Origin of the sequence: Propionibacterium australiense (assembly GCF_003666605.1) — a bacterium.
GTDB classification, from domain to species: Bacteria; Actinomycetota; Actinomycetes; order Propionibacteriales; family Propionibacteriaceae; genus Propionibacterium; species Propionibacterium australiense.
Map to the genome: position 1 here is coordinate 122,803 of NZ_RCIV01000006.1, position 16,175 is coordinate 138,977.

Annotated in this window: 11 protein-coding genes; 4 read left to right on the top strand and 7 right to left on the bottom strand. The window is 71.3% G+C overall.

From position 1 onward, the window contains the following. Positions 1–359: 359 nt before the first annotated feature. Both D9T14_RS06755 and D9T14_RS06760 read left to right on the top strand, forming a co-directional pair. Entirely contained in the window at positions 360–1,250 is an 891-nt protein-coding gene (locus tag D9T14_RS06755) for a sigma-70 RNA polymerase sigma factor region 4 domain-containing protein (RefSeq protein WP_126464171.1), read from the top strand. Between the two features lie 10 nt (positions 1,251–1,260). After that, positions 1,261–2,145 (top strand): hypothetical protein, encoded by an 885-nt coding sequence (locus tag D9T14_RS06760; RefSeq protein WP_119161653.1) that lies wholly within the window; start codon positions 1,261–1,263, stop codon positions 2,143–2,145. Positions 2,146–2,249: 104 nt separating this feature from the next. Here D9T14_RS06760 and recR read toward each other — a convergent pair whose 3' ends face one another. The 3 genes from recR to D9T14_RS06775 all read right to left on the bottom strand — a co-directional run bounded on the left by recR (position 2,250) and on the right by D9T14_RS06775 (position 5,661). Further along, positions 2,250–2,858 (bottom strand): recombination mediator RecR, encoded by a 609-nt coding sequence (recR, locus tag D9T14_RS06765; protein ID WP_119161654.1) that lies wholly within the window; start codon positions 2,856–2,858, stop codon positions 2,250–2,252. Between the two features lies 1 nt (position 2,859). Continuing rightward, positions 2,860–3,168: a YbaB/EbfC family nucleoid-associated protein gene (locus D9T14_RS06770; protein WP_119161655.1), complete on the bottom strand. Its 309-nt coding sequence runs from the start codon at positions 3,166–3,168 to the stop codon at positions 2,860–2,862. A gap of 84 nt (positions 3,169–3,252) precedes the next feature. Next, positions 3,253–5,661, bottom strand: a complete 2,409-nt coding sequence (locus D9T14_RS06775; protein WP_119161666.1) for a DNA polymerase III subunit gamma and tau — start codon at positions 5,659–5,661, stop codon at positions 3,253–3,255. Between the two features lie 132 nt (positions 5,662–5,793). On the opposite strand from D9T14_RS06775, the gene D9T14_RS06780 reads away from it, so the two are divergent. Then, positions 5,794–6,000 (top strand): hypothetical protein, encoded by a 207-nt coding sequence (locus D9T14_RS06780; RefSeq protein WP_119161656.1) that lies wholly within the window; start codon positions 5,794–5,796, stop codon positions 5,998–6,000. Between the two features lie 20 nt (positions 6,001–6,020). Here the strand turns inward: D9T14_RS06780 and D9T14_RS13630 are convergent, their stop codons facing one another. From D9T14_RS13630 to D9T14_RS06805, 4 genes are read right to left on the bottom strand one after another with little or no spacing between them, the layout of a single operon-like run. After that, positions 6,021–8,687, bottom strand: coding sequence for a multicopper oxidase domain-containing protein (locus D9T14_RS13630; protein ID WP_170175642.1), 2,667 nt, complete (start codon positions 8,685–8,687; stop codon positions 6,021–6,023). Continuing rightward, complete coding sequence (locus D9T14_RS06795) at positions 8,684–9,904, bottom strand: DUF8744 domain-containing protein (RefSeq protein ID WP_119161657.1); 1,221 nt, start codon at positions 9,902–9,904, stop codon at positions 8,684–8,686. Before D9T14_RS06795 ends, D9T14_RS13630 begins: the two co-directional genes overlap by 4 nt. A gap of 46 nt (positions 9,905–9,950) precedes the next feature. Continuing rightward, a complete protein-coding gene (locus D9T14_RS13635) occupies positions 9,951–10,637 on the bottom strand; it encodes a helix-turn-helix transcriptional regulator (RefSeq protein WP_182482060.1) in 687 nt (228 codons plus the stop codon). 5 nt (positions 10,638–10,642) lie between these two features. After that, positions 10,643–10,903, bottom strand: coding sequence for a DUF2249 domain-containing protein (locus tag D9T14_RS06805; RefSeq protein ID WP_119161658.1), 261 nt, complete (start codon positions 10,901–10,903; stop codon positions 10,643–10,645). A gap of 351 nt (positions 10,904–11,254) precedes the next feature. On the opposite strand from D9T14_RS06805, the gene D9T14_RS06810 reads away from it, so the two are divergent. Beyond that, positions 11,255–16,175, top strand: a 4,921-nt coding sequence (locus D9T14_RS06810; RefSeq protein WP_147434116.1) for a DUF6531 domain-containing protein, incomplete at its 3' end; no start/stop codon positions are given.

A 16,175-nucleotide genomic window follows, 5' to 3' on the forward strand; every position in this document is an offset into this window, starting at 1 on the left:
GGGCGGCCCGCGGTACCACCCTTCTTGGAGCGCCCGGGGCACCCCCTCTTACTTGCTCGCCGCTGCCGGTTCTAGTGAGCAGGATGCCCTGCCGTTCTTCCGGCGACTCCGAAGTGATGGCTCCATCAACGCCTGCGACCCGCCCATTGTAGACGAGGGGGTCAACGGGCTGGGCGCTGTTCGCAGACCGATCGCACCCCGCCGCACCGGAACAACCCTGAATTGATCCTGTGAAACATTATTGACTACTTGGCTAGGTAAAATATGATTCTTTCTTAACTCTTGCTAAGCTGGCCGAGTTCACCTCCACGGCGGGGTCCGCCGTCCCCGTCTCACCGAAACCGAATCGGAGCCATTGCATGGGAGTGCCCGAGGGTTACCGCGAGTTCGTCGCGGAGCACACCCCTGCGCTCTTCCGCATCGCCTTCCTTCTCAGCCATGACCGCGAGGCCGCCGAGAACCTGCTTAACCGCACCGCGAGGTCGCTGCTCAAGCAGTACAAGCACCGTGCGAGCGACGCGGAGTGCGCCGAGTGGGCCACGCTCTGCGTCTACCGACTCTTCCTCGAGGACGCCGGCAAGGACGGTTTCGAGGACGCCCCGCCGGCCAACGCGGGTGAGCAGAGCGGTGAGGCCTTCATCGCGCGCCGCCTGGCCGCCCTCGCGCCCCTCGACCGGGCGATCGCCGTGCACGCCGTGCTCGACGATTGCAGCAGCCAGAAGGTCGCCACGGATCTGGGGTGCACCACGGCAGAGGTCCGCAGCGCCCTGGCCACCTTCAGCGCGCTGAGCAGTACGCCGCCCGTCCAGGACGACGAGGGAGACATCCCCACCGTCGTCATGCCGGCCGCCGGGAACGACGCCGGCCCCCACGAGCGGGAGCAGGGTCTGATCCCGCTGAAGACGCAGCCCAGGAAGAGGAAACTCGGTTCGATCGTGGAGATCCGCCGCCATCTCGACGCGAAGGCTCGCCGCAAGAGCGCCGCCGAGGCGGCCGCGGAGAACTCGTCCGTCGGATCGGCCGCGCAGATCGGTTTCACCTGGGTCCAAGGCGAAGAGCCAGGATCACGAGGTAGAGTCTACAGCGGCGATCCTGCGCTCGCGGTGCCGGATCGCCGTGTCGGCGACCGTCCGGCAGACAATGATGATGACGCTTCCACACGTTCCGGTGGTCCGGCTCGTGTGATGCAGAACGCCCCCGATGATGACCGGCCGCAGGGCTCCTCGCCCCGCAGACTGGCCACAGGTTGAAGGAAATTCTGTGGGTATCAGCGACGAGCTGCGCAATCTGGCAGCCACGCCTCCCGAAGCCACCGCGATGAGCGCCTCCTTGGCGGATCAGGCGGTCGGCTTCGCGATCAAGGCGCGCCGTGTTGCGCGCATGAAGATCGCTGCGGGAGTGACCGCTGGCGCCATTGCCGCGACCGGTGTCGGTGTCGGCTTGGCCAACTCGAACAAAAACAGTGACCTGCCGGCAACCACCCCGGTCGTGACGATCACCCCGAGTTCCTCGACGCCGCCGCAGTCCCCCTCTGCCTCGCCGCCCCAGTCCCCGTCCTCGGAGCAGAGCTCGTCGGCCCCCGAGGACTCGCCCTCCCCCGTCCTGGTGCAGCCCTCCCAGCCGGAACTGGAACCCATCGGCCCGGGCACCGACCAGAACATCCTCGAGCAGATCCTCGAGACCCTGCAGTCGCTGCCCGAGCGGATCCTCGACGCCCTCAACCCGAACTCTCCTGTCAACCCGGAGCCCGGCAGCACCGAGCCGTCCACTGACGAGACCCCGGCCCCCACGTCTGAGGAGCCCAGCGAGGCTCCCGACCCACACACCCCATCAGCCGATCCGAGTTCATCCAGCTCCCCGTCAGCGTCTCAGAGCAGCCCCGAGCAGACACCCACGACAGCCACGCCGAGTGTGCCAATGCGGTGCCAGATGGAGATCGTGTGGAAGAACAAGAGCGGCGATGTCACTGGAAAGGTCACCTACACCTTCTCGTGCGAGGAGGGCGCCGAACTCAAGAAGGCCTTGGAGGAAGATCCTTCAACCGCCGATGAGCACCGGGCCTGCACACTGATCAGCCGCCCCGAGGGGAAGTACGAAGAGAAGGCCACTCGCGAGGCCGTCAAGTGCCCGGACCTGCAGGCGTGATCTGCCAATGTCGGGCGACACTACTCCGTGGTTTCGCCGCCTACCACGTCCTGTCCTGCGCGCGGGCATGAGTGGTACGGGCAGCGGGCTGCCCCGACCCGTCTCTACTCCCCGTCGCCCACGTAGCGGCGGCCGTTGAATGCCCGGCCGAGGGTGACGTCGTCGGCGTACTCGAGGTCGCCGCCGACGGGCAGGCCCGAGGCGAGTTTGCTGACCCGGATGCCCGGGGTGTCACCGAGCAGACGTGAGATGTAGGTTGCGGTCGCCTCGCCCTCGAGGTTCGGGTTGGTGGCCAGGATGACCTCCTCGACCGTCGTGTCGGACAGGCGACGCACCAGCTCGGCGATCCGCAGGTCGCCCGGGCCGCGCCCGTCGATGGGGCTGATCGAGCCGCCGAGCACGTGGTAGAGGCCGTGGAACTCGCGGGTGCGTTCGATGGCGACGACGTCCTTCGACTCCTCGACGACGCAGATGAGCGAGCGGTCACGGCGGGGATCGCGGCAGATGCGGCAGGTCTCGGCGTCGGTGACGTTGAAGCACACCGCGCACATGTGGGTGTGCTCCTTGACGGTCATGAGCACGTTCGCCAGCCGCTCGATGTCGGCCTGCGGCTGCTCCAGCATCCAGAAGGCGATGCGCTGGGCGCTCTTGGGGCCCACCCCGGGCAGGCGCCCCAGTTCGTCGATGAGTTCCTGGACCGGTCCGTCGTACACGTCACAGACCCAGCTGACCGAGATCGGGGACCGCCTTCCGGGCGGCGGCCGAGGCCTTCGTCGAGGCGTCGCGCACCGCGGCCAGGACGAGGTCGGCCAGTCCCTCGGCGTCGGAGGGGTCGATGGCCTCGGGCTTGATGACCAGGCCGATGAGTTCGCCGTTGCCCCGGACGGTGGCCTCGACGAGTTCACCACCGGCGGTACCGGTGAAGCTCGTGGCCTCAAGATCGCGCTGGGCCGCCTGGAGCTGGGCCTGCACCTGCTGGGCCTGCTCGAGCAGGGCGTTCACATCCATACCCTCAGGAAACATGGTCTGCCTTTCAGGACGATTGGCCGGTACGGGCGCGGCCGTCGACGGTCGGCCACCGATCATCAATGGTACGTTGCGCCCGGCTCAGGACCGGGGCTCGTTCGGGACCTCCTCGATCAGCTCGGCGCCCAGCTCGTCGATGAGCAGTTGGGTGGCTGACTTGTCGGAGTCCTCGATCATCACGTCGTCCATGCTCACGTCGGCGTCGGGATCGTACTCCTGGTCCTCGGCCTCCTGCGGTGCGGGAACGACGTGGTGGCGCACCGCCGCCGGTGCGGTTTCCTCCTGGGCCGGGGCGGGCTGCGAGGGCGGCGCCGGGTCGGCGGGGCCCGGCTGGACGGCCCACGGGTCATGGACCGGCGGGTCATCGGGGGCGTCTGCGGGATCGGTGGGCTGCTGCCCGGCCTGCGCAGACGCCGGTTCAAAAGGGCGTGGATCGCCACCACCGGGGGGCGGGCCGCCCCGCTGCTGCAGATCGTTGACAGCGGCCTGCCCCTCGATGACCGTGTCGATCTCGAGATCGGCGCCGAGCGTGGCGACGAGTGCATCGTGCAGCACGTCGGCGCCGCCGTGCGAGACGAAGGACTCACGGGCCCCCGGGTTGTTGAAGGCCAGCGTGAGGCGGCCGGCGTTGACGTCGAGGACCTGGGCGTTGGGGCCGAGGATCATCCAGGCGAAGCGGCGCCGGCCCTTGACCGCCTCGAGCACCTGCGGCCACATCTGGCGCAGCTGGCCCGTGGTGACCTGGGCGATGCCGGCCTGCGGCGCGGACGCCGGCTGATCGGGGGCCTGCGGGGCCGGCCGGCCGGCTGGGGCAGGCGAACCCGCGGGGGGCTGGCCCGCCGGCCGCTGACCTGCTGGACGCTGGGCAGCCGGGGGCTGCGTCGCCGGAGCCTGGCCGGCGGGACGCCGGGGGTCCTGGGCCTGGCCGGGGGCCGGCGGCCGGCCGTGTCCGGCCGCGGGCCCCTGAGCGGGCGGCTGCTGGGGGGCTGGTGGACGCGCGGTCTCCTGCGGAGCGGGCGCGGGGGGCCGGGACGGGGCCTGGGCGGGGACGGGCGAGGTCTGCTGCCGGGCCGGGGCCTGGGCGGGCGGTTCGCCGCCGGCGGCGGGGACGCCGAGGCGCCGCTCAAGACGATCGAGGCGGGCCGTGATGCCGCCCTCGGAGGCGTCGGCACCCGGCACGAGCACCCGCGCGCACATGAGCTCGAGGTAGAGCCGGGGGGCGGTCGTGCCGCGCATCTGGGTGAGCCCCTGCGCGATGACCTGGGCGGCCCGCGTCAGCTCGCCGGCGCCGAACCGCACGGCCTGCTGGTTGAGCCGGTCGGCCAGGTCGGGCGCGACGTCGATGAGGCCCGAACTGAGGGCGTCGGGCACCTGGGCGATGATGACCAGGTCGCGCAGCCGCGAGAGCAGGTCCTCGGCGAAGCGGCGGGGATCCTGGCCGATCTCGATGACCCTGTCGACCGTGCCGAAGACGCCCCTGCCGTCACCGGCGGCGAAGGCGTCGACCATCTCGTCGAGCAGGGCGTCGGGCGTGTGGCCGAGCAGGGCGGCGGCCTGCCGGTAGCCGACGCCGTCCTCGCCTGCCGCGCCGAGCAGCTGGTCGAGCACCGACAGCGAGTCGCGCACCGAGCCGGCGCCGGCCTGCACGACGAGCGGCAGCACGCCGGACTCGACCCGCACGTGTTCCTCGTCGCAGATCCTCTGCAGGTAGCCGGTGAGCACCTTCGGCGGCACGAGCCGGAACGGGTAGTGGTGGGTGCGCGAGCGGATGGTGCCGATGACCTTGTCGGGCTCGGTGGTGGCGAAGATGAACTTCACGTGCGCCGGGGGCTCCTCGACCACCTTGAGCAGGGCGTTGAAGCCGGCCGGGGTGACCATGTGGGCCTCGTCGATGATGTAGATCTTGTGGCGCGAGTGCACGGGCGCGAAGTAGACGCCCTCACGCAGGTCGCGGGCGTCGTCGACGCCACCGTGGGAGGCGGCGTCGATCTCGATGACGTCGATGCTGCCCGGGCCGCCGGTGGCCAGGTCACGGCAGCTGCGGCAGTGCCCGCACGGGGTGGGCGTGGGGCCCTGCTCGCAGTTGAGGCAGCGGGCGAGGATCCGGGCACTGGTGGTCTTGCCGCAGCCGCGCGGCCCGCTGAACAGGTAGGCGTGGTGGACGCGGCCATTGGCGATGGCGCGCATGAGCGGCTCGGTGACGTGCTCCTGGCCGATCACCTCGGCGAAGGTGTCGGGGCGGTAGCGGCGGTAGAGCGCCAGCTGGGCCTGGGACGCCTCCTGCTCGGCACGCCGCTCGAGCTCCGCCTCCTCGTCGGGGCCCGGGGCGAAGACGGGCTCGGTGATCTCGGCCACCGGACCCTCGCCGTCGTCGGCGTCGTCGTCGGGTTCACCGAGTGCCGGGTCGTCGGGGTCGAAGCCCTCCTCGATGCTGGCCTCGACCGATTCGGCCTCGTCCAGCTCGGTGTCGACCAGCGGCTCGCCGATCATGGCGGGCGCGGGCACGAGCGGTTCGTCGTCGCCGAAGAGGCTCGGGCCGGTCTGCGCGAAGAAGCCCTCATCGACGGCGTCGACGGGCTCGACGTCTTCTTCTGGATCGCTCACGGGACCAGACTATTAGCCATGGCCGGCATTTCCCGAGCCGCGCCCGACGACTCCGGGCGGGCCGGGGCCCGGGCGGAGAGGGCCACGAAGGCGCCGCGGGACGCCGCCGACTACGGGCAGGCCGGGATCCGGGCGGGCCACCCGGGCCCGACGCCGGCGCGAGTCGGCCGACTCCGGGCGCGCCAAGGGCCCGGCCGGGTCCGTCCCGCGGCGGCCGTGGCGTGACGCGCGGGCCGGGGCGGGTCTCAGCGCGCGGTGACCTCGAGGACCCCGTGCGCGCCCTTCTCGGCGTACGAGAAGGAGTGGTTCACGAAGCTGTAGTGACCCGGCTCGTTGACGACGAGTTCGACGAAACCGCCCTCGGCGGCGCCCAGCGAGAGCACCTGCGAGCCGCCGGTACCGGTGCGGGGGCACGAGGCGTCCACCGAGGCGGCCGGCTGCTGGCCGCACTCAAGGGTGTAGGCGCCCTCCTTCCACACGGTGTCGAACTGGGCTCCGACGACGTGGAAGTTGAGCTGCTCGTTCGGCCCGGCGTCGAGCACCCAGAACCGCACCCGCTCCCCCACTGTTGCCGGCAGCGGGTGCGTGTCGTACTGGAAGGCGTAGCCGTTGAACATGACGGCGTCGGGTTCGGTCTCGCCGAGCCGGTCGGCGTCCGCGCTGTCGCCCTGGGCGCCGAACCAGGCCTCGGACTCGATGAGGACGTACTCGCGGTCGACCTCGGGCAGCCCCTCGGGGTCGATGATGACGGCGCCGAACATGCCGTTGGCCAGGTGCAGGGACATCGGGGCGGTCGAGCAGTGGTACAGCCAGATCCCCGAGCGGCGGGCGGTGAAGGTGTAGACGAGGCTCTCGCCGGGCGGGATCGTGCGCATCGGCTCGTCCGGTGAGATGTCGCCGGCGTGGAAGTCGAGGGAGTGCCCCATCGTGCCCGAGTTGGTGAGAGTCACGACGAAGGTGTCGCCGACGTGCCCGCGCAGGATCGGGGCCGGGGTCTGGCCGTTGTACATGTAGCGCAGCTGCCGCACGCCGGGTGCGACCTCGACGACCTCCTCGGTGACCTCCATGTGGACCTCGTGGACGGTCCGGTCCGTGGCCGGTGCCAGTGCGGCGTCGAAGGCGCCGACGCTCATCGTCGCATTCGGGTCGAGCGCCGCGTGCTCGCCGGACGCGCCGTGGTCGTCCCCGGAGGAGCCGGCCGGTGCGGCGGTGCCGTCCACGACGATCTGCAGCACCATGCCCATCTGGCGGTGCCCCGCCACCGAGCACCAGGCCTCCTGGGACTCGGTGATGACACCGGCGTCGACCTCGGCGCTGGCGCCGGGCGCGAGCAGGCCGGTGCCGGCGCCGCCGGCGAAGGTCAGGTCGTGCACCTGGCCGCCGGTGTCCTCGTTGGTGAGGGCGACGACGAGGCGGGTGCCCGAGGGCACCGAGATCCGGTTCGGCGTGAACGCCATGTCGGCGCTGGTGACCTGGACGCGCTGGACGGGCGCGTCCGAGAGGTCGGCGCCGGCCCCGGCGCCGGCGTCGAGGCCGCCGACCATCGTCGACGGAGAGACGGCGGTGGCGACCGCCATGGCCAGCGCCACGACGCCCGCGCCGAGGATCCAGGCGAACCGGCGGCCGCGCTCGGCGAGCGTGTCGTCGGCGCTGATGCCCAGCGGCCGCCTGGCCAGGGCGCAGCGCAGGATCGTCACGAGGAGGAACAGGACGTTGGCGGCCAGGACGGCCAGGGCCGCGACGCGCCCGGCGGGCGGCAGCGGGGCGAGCAGGGCCAGGCCGGCGGTGTTCGCGCTGATGAGCCGGGCGTCCGAGCCGGCGTCCATGATGGCGTTGCGGCGACGCACCCTGCCGGGGCCGCCACCGAAGACGACCGGCAGCAGATGGGACAGGGAACCGACGACCAGCTGGGCCGCGAAGCCACCCAGGAGGGGCCAGGCCAGGTGCGGCAGGCGCCCCAGCATCTGCTGGCGGCCGGCGCTGGTGGCCATGAGAGCGACAGCTGCCACGAGTGTGCCGACGAGCCAGGCGAGGCCGCAGATCACCGAGCGGGAGGCGTAGCCGGCGGGGCGTTTCACCTTCGCCGCGGCCCACATGGCGTTGATCCCCACACCGACGCAGGCGGTGTAGCCGAGCAGCCCGAGCGCCGAGATCCAGCCGCGCCCGGTGACCCCGCCGAGGCCGGTCACCGCGATGGCGAGGCAGAACAGGGGCAGGACGCGGCGGGCGTTGGTCTCGGCGCCGGGCACCATGCGAGTGCGCAGCATCGTCGGCCACAGCGTGAGCAGGGTGCCCATGACGGCCATCCCGAGCCAGCCGAGCACGCCGGCGGCGATGTGCGGGAGCATGAAGACATCGAGGCGGCTGCCCCCGGCGGCGGTCATGAGGTGGCCGAGCACGCCGCAGGCGACGAACCAGAAGCCGCAGACCAGGTAGTAGGCGAGCACGGTCCGGCCCAGGCCGGTGGTGAGCGCCCCCGCGGAGCGCGCGCCCAGCATGATGGCGTGGGCGATGACGGCGGCGACGCACAGCAGCGCACCGGCGGTCTGCAGCGGCTCGCGGCCGGTCTCGGTGCCGGCCATGAGGGCGAGGATGCCGGCGTTGAGCACCGACAGGACCGTGACCTGGGGCGCCCGGCGCCTCGAGGGGCTGCGCATGAGGGCGGCGGTGAAGTAGTCGCTCCACACGACGACCGCGTTGGTGGCGACGCCGAGCGCCGCGGCGTGCAGCCCGAGCCAGCCGAGGCCGGGGCGCCAGCGCTGACCGATCGTGCCGGCGACGGCCACGAGCGCCCAGGCGCAGACGAGGACGGCCGTCACGCGGTGCCAGACGCGCCGCGAGGCCAGCCCGCGGGGCCGCTCACGGACCGGCCCGGAGCCTCGACGGGTGGTCGTGGGGCTCTCGATGTTCATGCGTTGGTCCTCGGTGTCGTCGTGGTGGCCGGGATGCCGGGGCCGCCCTGGGCGGCGGGGCGTGGGGGCTGCTGCCCGGTCTCGGCCGGGTCCTTCGTCACCGCCGACCAGATGGCCACGGCGACGAGGCCGAGCAGCGCGGCGACGTTGCCCAGGCCACCCATCCGACGCCAGGACTCGGAGCCGGCCAGGTCGGCGGTGACGCGCACGGCCAGGCTCACGTGCAGCACCAGGCCGACGCCCCAGAACCCGGGGACGAAACGCATCCGGATGCCCAGCAGGCCGGGCAGGATCGTCGAGGCGTGGGCCGCGACCATCGACATGATGAAGCCGAGGAAGACGGCGTGCAGCGTCGCGTCGTAGCGCAGGCCGGACAGGGCGGGGCGCAGCAGCATCAGGCCCGTGACGGCGAGCCAGCCGTAGTCGGCCAGGATCATGACCGACATGAACCGGTTGGGGCCGGGCACCGTGATGCCGCGGCGCGCCACGTCACCCGAGGCGGACTGCACCGCCAGGGCGATGAGGACGAGCCCGTAGCCGGGCAGGGCGGCGGCGGGCCACAGCACCGTCGCCGGACCGGCCAGGACCGCCAGCACGGCGAGGAGCACGAGCGCGTCCTCGTGCAGCAGGCGGCGCCGCGGCGTCCAGGCGAGCTGGCCGATGCGTGACAGGTCGAGGCGTTCGGCGATGACCGTCAGCGCCAGGAACGAGATGAGCAGGGCGATGAAGCCGGGGATCGCCACGCCGCCGAACCAGACGACCGCCCCGCACAGCGCCGAGATGCCGCCGCCGATCTGGACGGCGACGAGCGGTTCGCGGTTGCGCCGCCACAGCACGACGTAGTTCGCGCACATGGCGAGGCAGCCGGCGACCATGACGGCCCTGTCGGCCCGCACCGGCAGCGGCGCGACGAGGGTGAGCAGGCAGCCGAGGGCCATGGCGACCGGCGCGGCGTAGGCCCACCAGCGCCTGATCGACACCGAGCGCTCCAGGCTCACGAGGGCGCCGACGAAACCGATCACCATGAGCATGCCGTGGCCGCTCGTGAACCGTTCGCCGCTGAGCGGGGCGGGCAGGTCGAGCAGGGCCAGCGCGGCGTCCAGGCCCATGAGCATGGACAGCCCGCAGGGGACGAGGAACAGGACGCGGCGCAGCCGGCCGGTGGGGGCGGGCCCCGGCCTCGATGCGGTCGCTGGTGTGGACGGGGCGTTCGGCATGGCGCCCTTTCGCGGGTCGCGGACGGACGGGATCCGTGGCGTTTCCTCAGCGGCCGGCCCGGCAGCAGGTGAGCGTGCACCGGCCGGGCGAACTGCGCGGCGTCAGCTCGGCCACCCGCCAGGTGTCGCCGAGCCGTTCGAGCACGCCGGCGGCGATGCCGCGGTGCGCCGGGCAGACGAGCTCGGGCAGCTGCTCGACCTCGTGGCTGAACGGGCAGGTGCACAGTTCGACGGTCCGTTCCCCGTCGGGGCCATCGCCGAGGACCGGCGAGAAACCCCAGGTGTCGAACAGTTCCACCAGACGCGCCACGTCGTCGCCGCCGGGGGCGCCGGGCTGCTCGTCCAGCGCACGCCCGGCCCACTCGCGGCCGGCCTGCTCGGCGGCCGCGGCGAGCGCGCCGGTGTGCAGGCGGGCGAAGTGGTGCATGAACACGTCGGCGAGCAGCCGGTCGTTCTGCGGGCCGGCGCTGAAGGCCCTGTCGGTCGCCGTGTAGAGCATGCGGGGGCGGCCGCGCCCGGCCGAGGAGGCCCTGGCGGCCTCGACGATCCCCTCGCCGGCGAGCCGGTTGAGGTGGAAACGCACCGTGTTGGGGTGCACGTCCAGGCTCGCGGCGATGTCGTCGATGGACAGCGGTCCGCCGGCCCGCACGAGAGCCGACAGGACGCGCTCGCGCACCGCGCCAAGATCCCGTTCGGGTCCGGCGGCGCGGCCGGCGCGAGGCTCGTCACTCATGCCGGTCAGGCCTGGCGGGTGAAGCGGATCTTCCAGACGTCGGGGCCCTCCTGGACGTACTCGCGGGCGAAGACGCCCGGCCAGGCGTTGTCGATCTGGGCGAGCAGCGGCAGCGGGTCGTGCGGGGCGGCGAGGATCATCGAGCCGCCCACGCCCAGGCCCTGCAGGGCACCGAGGATGGCGGCGTGGCGGATCTCGTGGGGAATCCGGGTGGCGTCGAGCTCGGGCTCGTGGTCGTGTGTCTCGACGATCGGCGGGTCTGCCATGGCGGGCTCCTTCCGTGGGGCGGCCGGGGCACCACGAACGATTAATTACAAGTCGATTGTAACAATCATGGAGCGCCGGACGGCCCCACACCAGGACACTCCCGGACCGCACCTGCTCTCACCTCGCCGTTCGGCCTCACGCAGACACGACGACGGCGAATGAGACGACCGGAGCATCTCGGCTCGTGGACGTCTGTTTGTTGTGGGTGGGTGGTGTTAGTGTGCTTGGTTGTACGCGGTTTTGCTGTTCCATTCCTGGTCTGGTTGGGGCGGGCGTGGTCGGGTCTGGTTGTCTGCGGGCCCGGGTGGTCCTGCTGGTGGGCCGGGGCTCACCCCTTGGAGGCGATGTTCGTGAGGGTCGATGAGGCCAATGTTGACAGTTTGAAGGGCATGCCGGATGTCGACTATGACTTCGGCGTGTCGGCGTCGTTGGAGTCGGCGTTCCGCGGCGCGGCTTCGAAGCTGGAGGGCCAGCGGGGGAGTCGTCAGGGTTACCGGTCTACTGGCTCGACTGATTTCGAGGGCTATTACGCGAGGTTGTTCGGTCAGAACGGTGCGACGCAGCTGAGCGACTTGGACGAGATCGCGCGGGTTCTGCGTCAGGTGGCTTTGGGTGTGGAGGATCTGGACGAGAAGGCGCGGGCCGAGAACAACCGGCGTCGGCAGGCCCGGGAGTGGGCGCAGCGTCAGGCCGACCGGAGTCAGGCTGACAAGTTCATCGACAAGATCTTCGGTGGTGAGGAGCCGCCGTTTGCGGAGATTTCTGATGCTGAGAAGAGTGGTTCGGCGTCGAAGACGGTGGCGGCTGCGAGTCCTGCTGTGCGTCAGGAGTTGACCGGGACGGGGTCTTCTGGTGGGGTGACGAGCGGGTCTCCTGCGAATCTGCGGTCGTTCGCGGCCAGTTCCCGGGCGGCCGATGGTGAGTTGTCGGGGTTGTCGGGCTCGTTGACGGGGCATTGTGATGATTTCGCGGCGAGTTGTTCGTGGGCGACGTTGGACGCGTCGAGTGTGATCGCGGCGTTGGGTTCGTGGTTGGAGCAGAACGAGAACGACGCTCGTTGGGCTGATGTGGTGGCTGGCGCGTTCGAGGATGCCGGTGCTGGTGATGGTGTGGCGGGCGTGCCGGACTCGGCGCTTGGGGCGATGCTGGCGGCTGCGGGGGTGCGGGCCGGCCGGGAGGATCTGCGGGTGGATCCGCCGACGGCCTATGGTTCGCCTCCGACGACCGGGTACGCGGATGACCCGGTGAACGCGTTCACCGGTAATTTCGTGGAGGTCGAGGACGACCTGGGGTTCACGGGCCTGGCCGGGGTGTTGTCGTGGCGGCGGTCGTATAGTGCGTTGAACCCGGAGGCGGGCGCGTTCGGGCCGGGCTGGTCGTCGTGGTGCGAGGCCGGGCTGACGGTTGACGGGGAGGGTGCCAGGCTGCGGTTGTTCGATGGCCGGGTCGTGGTGTTCCCCCGTGTGGGCGAGGGCTGGGGCCGGGCGATCGGTGAGAACCTGTGGCTGGAGGCGCTGGCGGCTGGCGGCTGGCGGGTGACCTCGTCGTGGGGCCTGGTGTGGCGGGTCGATGCGGCCGGGCGGGTGCGCGGCACCAGTGAGGGCGATGGCACCGGTGTGGAGTTGTCGTACGACGCCGGCGGGCGCCTGGTGCGGATGGAACACGTGTGGGGCCGGGGCCTGGGGCTGGTGTGGTCCGGTGACGGGCGGCGTGTCGTGGCTGTGGTGGCCGATGACGGGCGGCGTGTCGATTACGGCTATGACGGGTCCGGGCGTCTGGTGGAGGCTCGTGGTGGCGGCGGGGCGCGCCGTTACCGGTGGGGTGAGGCCGGGCTGATCGAGGCGGTCATCGATGCCGATGGTGTGGTGGAGGTCACCAACAGTTATGACGAGCGGGGTCGGGTGTCCAGGCAGCGGTCCGCGTTCGGGCGCGTCACCCGGTATGCGTATCTGTCGGGTGGTGTCACCGCGACCAGTGATGAGGACGGTTCGCGGGGCAATACGTGGATTCATGACCGCAATGGCCGGTTGATCGGGCTGGTGGACGCCGATGGGCGTCGTCAGTCGACCGGTTATGACCGGCACGGGAACCCGGTGTGGGTGCGTGAGCGTGACGGGGCCGAGACGGTGTCGGTGTATGACGCCAGGGGTCGTTTGGTGACGCGGCGGCTGGCGTCGGGGGCCAGGGTCGACCAGGAGTGGGACGGGCTGGACCGGCTCGTGCGGACCAGTGTGTCCGACATCGACGCTGATGGCAGCGGTGCCGGTGGTGCCGGTCGGGTGGCTGTCACCAGTTATGAGTACGAGGCGGGCCAGCGCCGGCCGTGTCGGGTGGTGGATGCTGAGGGCGGTGTCACGTCGATGCTGTGGCGTGACGGTGTGCTGTTGGAGATCACCGATCCTGCTGGTGTGCGGGTGTGTTTCGGTTACGACGAGCACGGTGACCTGGTGTCGTCGACGAACGCTGCCGGTGACACGGCCCGGTTGGAGCGCGATGAGGCGGGGCGTGTTGTTGCTGCCGTGACGCCGCTGGGGCACAGGACCGAGTACGTCTATGACCCGGGCACCGGGGCGTTGGCGTGCCGGGTCGATCCTGATGGGGCCCGGACGCGTTTCGAGTACACGGCGGCCGGGCGTTTGACGGCGGTCGTCGACCCGGAGGGCGGGCGCACGCTGATGGAGCATGGCGGCCATGGTGAGCGGGAACGCACCATCGATCCGCTGGGCCGTGTCGTGGCCCAGCGCTACGACGACCTGGGGAACCTGGCGGGCGTGGAGCTGCCGGACGGGTCGTGCTGGGAGTTCAGCTATGACGGGTTGTCGCGTCTGACTGGTATGCGTGATACCGGTGGCGGGGTGTGGCAGATGGGCTATGGGCCCGACGGCATGCTGGCCGGCACGACCGACCCCACCGGGGTCAGTAGGAGCGTGACCCGCGGTGACTTCGGCGCCCCGGTGCGGGTTAGTGATGGTGGTGATGACGCGACCGCGGTGTGGGACCGGTTGGGCAGGCTCGTCTCGACCACGGGGCCCGATGGTGGTACCCGGGTGAATCGTTACGACCTGTGCGGGCGGCTGGTCGAGACGGTGGACGCCGCTGGGGCGAGGACCAGGTTCGGTAGGGACGCGGCCGGCCGGGTGGTCGAGGTGACCCAGCCCACCGGGCGGACGTACCGGTACGAGTACGACCAGTGCGGCCGCTGGGCGACCACGATCAGTACCGGCGGGGACCGTTACGAGATGGTCTATGACGCCGACTCGCGGATCTGCGGGGAACTGTGGCCGACCGGCGAGAGTGTGTCCACCCGGTTCGATGCGTGCGGGCGGATCGTTGAACGCCGCCAGCCCGGCCGCGGAGTGGTGCGGTTCGGCTACGACAGGTGCGGGCGGATCACCAGTGTGCGTGACCGGTGGAACGGGCACCGCCGGTTCGGTTACGACAAGGCCGGACAGCTCGTCTGGGCGGCCGACGCACTGGGTCAGGTCACCCGGTTCGAGTACAACGAGGCGGGCCGGCAGGTCGCTGTCACCGACACGACCGGGGCCCGCACCGAACGCGTCTTCGACCAGATGGGCCGGCTGGTCTCCCAGACAGACCCGCTGGGCAGGACCACCAGGTACAGCTACGACCAGGCCGGGCGCCTGACCGAGCGCACTGATGCGGGCGGGCGGGGCATGCAGTGGTGCTACGACCGGTCCGGCCGGCCAGAAAGCACCTGGGCCGACGGGCGCCTGCTCACCCGCACCGAACGGGACTTCGCCGCCGGAACCCTCACCCAGATCGGCGCCGGCGGTGAGCGGGTCGAGACCGCCTGGGACACCCGCGGCAACCTCGTCCACCGGCTCCGTGACGGCGTCGGCGTGTCCTACAGCTACGACATCGGCGGGCGGCGCACCAGCATGCACACCCCCGACGGCAGCTCCACCGGCTACGAGTACGACGCCAACAACCGGCTGTCCGCGATCAGCCGGCCAGGGCTCGGCCGGGTGAGGATCGACCGTGACCGGCTGGGCCGGGTCACCGGCGTGCACGGGCCCGGGCTGGACGCCACCTGGACCTGGCACGACGGCGCCGTGGTCGCCCACCGGGTGAACCGGCGTGGTTTCATCCAACAAACCCGTATCGAACGTGACAGCAGCGGGCGCGTGGTCGCGGAGATCCGTGACGGGCTGCGCACCGACTACACCTATGACCGGGCCGGGCAGCTGACCGGCGCGGTCACCAGCGAGGGCACCCGCACCGCCTACGAGTGGGACGCCGGCGGCCGGCTGGTCACCGAGACCACCGACGGCCAGAGGACCCGGCACGGCTACGACAAGGCCGGGCAGCTGGTCTGGACCCTGCTGCCCGACGGCACTCGTCTGAGTTACGACTACGACCCGTCCGGGCGCCGGGTCCGTGAGACCGGGCCCGATGGTGAACGCCTCTTCGCCTGGGACCCCCGCGGTTTCCTCACCCGCATCACCCGCATCACCCGCCACGGCGACCAGGTCCGGGCCCACGACACCCTGCTCCACGTCGACGCCGGAGGCCAACTCGCCGCCGCGGGCGACCAGCCCGTCTACTGGGACGCCGCCGCGGCGCTGCCCACACTCGCCCAGATCGGCGCACGCCACATCACCGACGCCCTCACCACAACCGCCCTCACCACCACGGCAGACCACGATGACGAGGACACGGTATGGCTCGTCCCCGACACCGACGGCCCCGCCGCCCAGACCACCACCCTGCTGGCCGGCCTCGACGCCCTCCACAACCGCCTCCGACACACCGGCCCCACCACACCCGCAACAGCGCCGGCACCCCCAACACAAACCGGGGCGGCCAACATCGGAGTCGGCGCCGACGGCACCCTGCAAGCCGCCGGCCTGGACTGGATGGGCGCCCGCGTCTACGACCCCGCCACCAGGGCATTCCTCTCAACCGACCCCCTCGAACCGGTCACCGGCGCCGCCTGGGCGGCGAACCCGTACTCGTACGCCGGTAACGACCCAGTCGGCATGGCAGACCCCCTCGGCCTGCGGCCCGTCTCCGAGGAAGACCTACGCGCATACCAGCAGGCGTCCAACGGCATGCTGCAGAACGCCGCCGGTGCGGTGACCGGCTGGGTGAGCGAGAACTGGGAATACATCGCCGCCGGGGCCATGGTGGTGGCCGGTTTCGCGGTCATGTGCACCGGTGTCGGCGGGCCCATCGGCGCGGCGATGATGGCCGGCGCCCTGACCAGCGCCGGTGGGAGTATCTGGTCGCAGAAGTCCTCCAACGGGAGCG

What these genes read in the sequence shown, in the direction of transcription:
- D9T14_RS06775 (WP_119161666.1), bottom strand. Translation starts at nt 5,661, where the DNA reads ATGATCGGCGAGCCGCTGGTCGACACCGAGCTGGACGAGGCCGAATCG.
- D9T14_RS06780 (WP_119161656.1), top strand. Translation starts at nt 5,794, where the DNA reads ATGGCCGGCATTTCCCGAGCCGCGCCCGACGACTCCGGGCGGGCCGGG.
- D9T14_RS06795 (WP_119161657.1), bottom strand. Translation starts at nt 9,904, where the DNA reads ATGCCGAACGCCCCGTCCACACCAGCGACCGCATCGAGGCCGGGGCCC.
- D9T14_RS06755 (WP_126464171.1), top strand. Translation starts at nt 360, where the DNA reads ATGGGAGTGCCCGAGGGTTACCGCGAGTTCGTCGCGGAGCACACCCCT.
- D9T14_RS06805 (WP_119161658.1), bottom strand. Translation starts at nt 10,903, where the DNA reads ATGGCAGACCCGCCGATCGTCGAGACACACGACCACGAGCCCGAGCTC.
- D9T14_RS13635 (WP_182482060.1), bottom strand. Translation starts at nt 10,637, where the DNA reads ATGAGTGACGAGCCTCGCGCCGGCCGCGCCGCCGGACCCGAACGGGAT.
- D9T14_RS13630 (WP_170175642.1), bottom strand. Translation starts at nt 8,687, where the DNA reads ATGAACATCGAGAGCCCCACGACCACCCGTCGAGGCTCCGGGCCGGTC.
- D9T14_RS06770 (WP_119161655.1), bottom strand. Translation starts at nt 3,168, where the DNA reads ATGTTTCCTGAGGGTATGGATGTGAACGCCCTGCTCGAGCAGGCCCAG.